This is a genomic window from Clostridium sp. CAG:43, assembly GCF_000434655.1.
GTDB lineage: Bacteria > Bacillota > Clostridia > Lachnospirales > Lachnospiraceae > Otoolea > Otoolea fessa.
Genome location: NZ_FR895078.1, coordinates 2,661 through 6,836 on the forward strand (window position 1 = coordinate 2,661; position 4,176 = coordinate 6,836).

General features: G+C 48.9%; 2 protein-coding genes and 1 pseudogene. All 3 read left to right on the top strand.

Features of this window, described 5'->3' with window-relative positions:
* The first annotated feature begins 512 nt into the window (after positions 1-512).
* The gene (gene miaB / locus QVO97_RS06155) at positions 513-1,880 is read left to right on the top strand and encodes a tRNA (N6-isopentenyl adenosine(37)-C2)-methylthiotransferase MiaB (protein ID WP_294337058.1); all 1,368 of its coding nucleotides are present in this window, start codon (positions 513-515) and stop codon (positions 1,878-1,880) included.
* 13 nt (positions 1,881-1,893) lie between these two features.
* Complete coding sequence (locus tag QVO97_RS06160) at positions 1,894-3,171, top strand: L,D-transpeptidase family protein (protein ID WP_022359504.1); 1,278 nt, start codon at positions 1,894-1,896, stop codon at positions 3,169-3,171.
* Between the two features lie 102 nt (positions 3,172-3,273).
* Positions 3,274-4,176, top strand: a pseudogene (locus tag QVO97_RS06165) (DNA mismatch repair protein MutS); the annotation flags it as partial.

Below are 4,176 nucleotides of genomic sequence, written 5' to 3' on the forward strand. Positions count from 1 at the left end.
CTGCTATGGATTCCAGTTGTTTCCGGCATTTGAAACCGAAAAGCACGATAAAAAAATGGCATATATTGTGACACCGGAGCAGACAATTAAAGTTTTGTAATGTCTGGCGCACTCGCGCAAAGCAGAAACATGTCGCAAGCGACTACGCTCGGCGCGAGGATATGCCAAGGCACATTCTTTTTTAAAACCGAAAATGCATACGGAAACAGAGCGGCCGTGTGGTAAACTCTGTTTTTGCTTCCAGATACATGAACCGGAATATTTTGTAAGAAACTGGAAAGGATTCTGGCAGGAATGGGACTTGCGAAAATGAGCGCCATATAGTAATATTATCTAATGTATGAAATATTAGGATTATTAGGATAATGAAAGAATAGTAAGGAGCAATACAATTTATGGATTTACATACAAACGATTCGTCCGAATCCGCAGCAGGCGTGTTTGTGTCTGACAAATGTCAGATTCCGGTGGGCGGTATACCGCAGCAGGAACCGGATCGCCAGCAGTATTATATGGCACTCTGCCGCCAGAAGGTACAGGAGATTTCGGACAAACTGGGGCGTCCGCTGACCTGCTTTATCTCGACGTTTGGATGTCAGATGAATGCACACGATTCAGAAAAGCTTCTCGGTATTCTGCTGGAAGCAGGATTTGTGGAAGGAACCAGTGAGGAATCGGATTTCGTCCTCTACAATACATGTACAGTCCGTGAAAATGCGAACCTGCGCGTGTATGGACGTTTAGGATATCTTCACAGCCTCAAGAAAAAGAATCCGCACATGATGATCGCACTTTGCGGCTGCATGATGCAGGAGCCGGAGGTTGTAGAGAAATTAAAGAAGAGCTACCGCTTTGTGGACTTGATTTTCGGCACGCACAATGTATATAAACTGGCAGAGCTGCTGGAACAGCGCTTTGAGACGGGGAAGATGGTCATCGATATCTGGAAAGGAACTGATAAGATCGTCGAGGATCTGCCGTCGGAGCGCAAATATACATTTAAGTCTGGCGTTAATATCATGTTTGGCTGCAACAATTTCTGCAGCTATTGCATCGTTCCGTATGTGCGCGGACGCGAGCGCAGCCGTGCGCCGGAGGACATCATCCGTGAGATTGAAGAGCTGGTTAAGAACGGCGTCGTGGAGATCATGCTGTTAGGGCAGAATGTCAATTCCTACGGAAAGAACCTGGAATCACCAATTACCTTTGCAGAACTTCTGCGCCGGGTAGAGCGGATTGAGGGGCTTAAACGGATCCGTTTCATGACCTCCCATCCGAAGGATCTGTCGGATGAGCTGATCGAAGTGATGGCATCTTCCAAGAAGATCTGCCGCCATCTGCATCTGCCGCTTCAGTCGGGCAGCAGCGAGATCCTAAAGAAGATGAACCGCCATTACACGAAGGAGCAGTATCTGGAACTGGCAGAGCGCATCCGCAAGGCGGTACCGGATATTTCCCTAACGACGGATATCATCGTTGGATTTCCGGGAGAGACGGAGGAAGATTTCGAGGAGACACTGGAGGTTGTGCGGAAAGTCCGCTACGACAGCGCATTTACCTTTATTTATTCGAAGCGCACCGGAACTCCGGCGGCAGCGATGGAAAATCAGGTTCCAGAAGAAGTTGTCAAAGAACGTTTCGACCGTCTGCTCGCAGAGGTACAGGCGATTTCCGCACAGGTCTGTGGACGAGATGTCCATACGGTTCAGGAGGTTCTGGTGGAGGAACCGGACAGTCACGTGGAGGGACTGGTAACCGGCCGTATGTCCAATAACACAATCGTTCATTTCCCAGGTGGAAAAGAGCTGATTGGTAAAATTGTTAAAGTATATCTGGAAGAATCCAAGGGATTTTACTATATGGGATCCCTGGTAGATTAAGGAGGATAAATTCATGAAAAAGCATTATAAAGGATTGACGGTTCTGCTGTCAGCCTGCATGCTGGCAGGAAGTGCTTCTGTCGCATATGCAGGACCGGCAGATGACATTGCAAACGGTACAGTCGGTATGCCAAACGCCGGTTCGTCAACATCGGCAGAGCAGTTCAACCAGGGAACCGCGCAGCAGGATGAGAACACGGCACTTCATGTCGGCGTCAATTATCTGTATAATGCGGAAGGCGATATTTCTGCATTTTCGATGGATTTGAAAAACTTTGAGGGGATCGGCGGCGTGTCCTACCGTGCATATACCAACACAGGCGGTTATCTGTGGTGGTACCATGACGGCATCCAGACCGGTGTGGTTGGTTCTGGAAGCTGGGTAGAGGCGATCCAGATTCAGCTTTCCGGTCAGGCTGAGAAGATGTACGATGTTTACTATAGCGTTACATCCAGCGGTCAGGGCAAGATGGGATATGCGAAGAATGGCGAAGTGGCTGGTACCGTGGATATCGGCGAGAAGATCCTTTCGATTGAAGTCGTATTAGTTCCGAAGGGAAGCGCAGGTCCGCAGAGTGCAGCACCGCGCTACAAATCAGCTGCTTCCAGCAGACTGAGCGTAGCAGAAAATGCAACGGTTATGTTCAATGAGGACGGAAGTGTATATAACGGCTGGCTTTCCGATGACTTTGTACGTTATTATTTTGAAAATGGCTACGCAAAGACCGGCTGGCAGTATATCGATGGTTACAAGTTCTACTTTGACTCCTGCGGTCGTCTGGTTCAGGACGTAGACAGCCTGATTGGCAAGCAGTCCGATTATCTCCTGAAGGTAAATAAGACACTGAACTGCCTGACGGTTTATGCAAAAGACGGCAATAACGGATATATTATTCCGGTGAAAGCGATGCTGACCTCCGTCGGTGATGATACGCCGATTGGAACTTTCAAGACACCGGAGAAATATCGCTGGAGACTGATGGTAAATGATACTTACACCCAGTATGCAACCCGTATCACACAGGGATTCCTGTTCCATTCGATTACATACGCAACCCCGAATGAGAATAACCTTCTGACCGTCGGCTATAATGGTCTGGGTGTTTCCCGTTCTTTAGGCTGTGTACGCCTGAACTGTAGAAACTCCAAGTGGGTATATGATAACTGCCATCTGGGAACGACTGTACAGGTATACGAGGATGCCAATGTAGCATCTCCATTTGATAAGCCGGAACTGGTACCGATCTCCGATCAGCAGACCTGGGATCCGACGGATCCGAAATTCAACTAAAATAAAACGACAGCGGTCTGTCCGGTCTGGCATTCAGATGAGTGAAGTGCTGGAAAACGGGCGGATCGCGATGAAGAGAGGTAAATTGTGGCACTTTCACCAATGATGACTCATTATCTGGAGACGAAAAAACAGTATCCGGACTGTATTCTGTTTTATCGTCTTGGCGATTTCTATGAGATGTTTTTTGAGGATGCCCAGACTGTTTCGAAAGAACTGGAACTTACCCTGACTGGAAAAGACTGCGGACTGGAGGAACGCGCGCCTATGTGCGGCGTTCCTTATCATGCCGTAGAGGGTTATTTGAGCCGTCTCGTCCAGAAGGGCTATAAGGTCGCCATCGCAGAGCAGATGGAGGATCCGAAACAGGCAAAGGGACTTGTGAAGCGGGAGGTAATCCGGGTGGTGACGCCGGGAACCCTGACAAATTCACAGGTTCTGGAGGAATCAAAAAACAATTACCTGATGGGAATTGTATACATAGACGGTGTATTCGGCGTTTCGACGGTTGATGTCAGCACGGGCGACTATCTTGTGACGGAGGTTCGCAACGAGCGCAGTCTGTTAGATGAAATTTATAAATTTTCGCCGTCGGAGCTTATCTGCAACGAGGCTTTTTACATGTCAGGAATCGATTTAGAGGACTTGAAAGTACGGTTAAACGCCGTGATCTCAGCACTTGAAAATCGGTTCTTTTCTGATGATTCCTGCCGGAGAATCCTGCGGGAACATTTTCATGTAGAGCACCTGGAAGCGTTGGGACTGGCAGACTATGAGACGGGTGCGATCGCGGCGGGCGCTGTCCTGCAGTATCTGTATGAGACGCAGAAAAATACACTGGAACACCTGACGCGCCTGACTGTCTATACGACCGGACAGTTTATGATGCTGGATACGTCCACGCGCCGGAACCTGGAGCTTACTGAGACGCTCCGGGAAAAGCAGAAGCGAGGCACACTTCTCTGGGTGCTTGATAAGACGAAAACGGCGATGGGCGCCCGTATG

What these genes read in the sequence shown, in the direction of transcription:
- QVO97_RS06160 (WP_022359504.1), top strand. Translation starts at nt 1,894, where the DNA reads ATGAAAAAGCATTATAAAGGATTGACGGTTCTGCTGTCAGCCTGCATG.
- miaB (WP_294337058.1), top strand. Translation starts at nt 513, where the DNA reads ATGGCACTCTGCCGCCAGAAGGTACAGGAGATTTCGGACAAACTGGGG.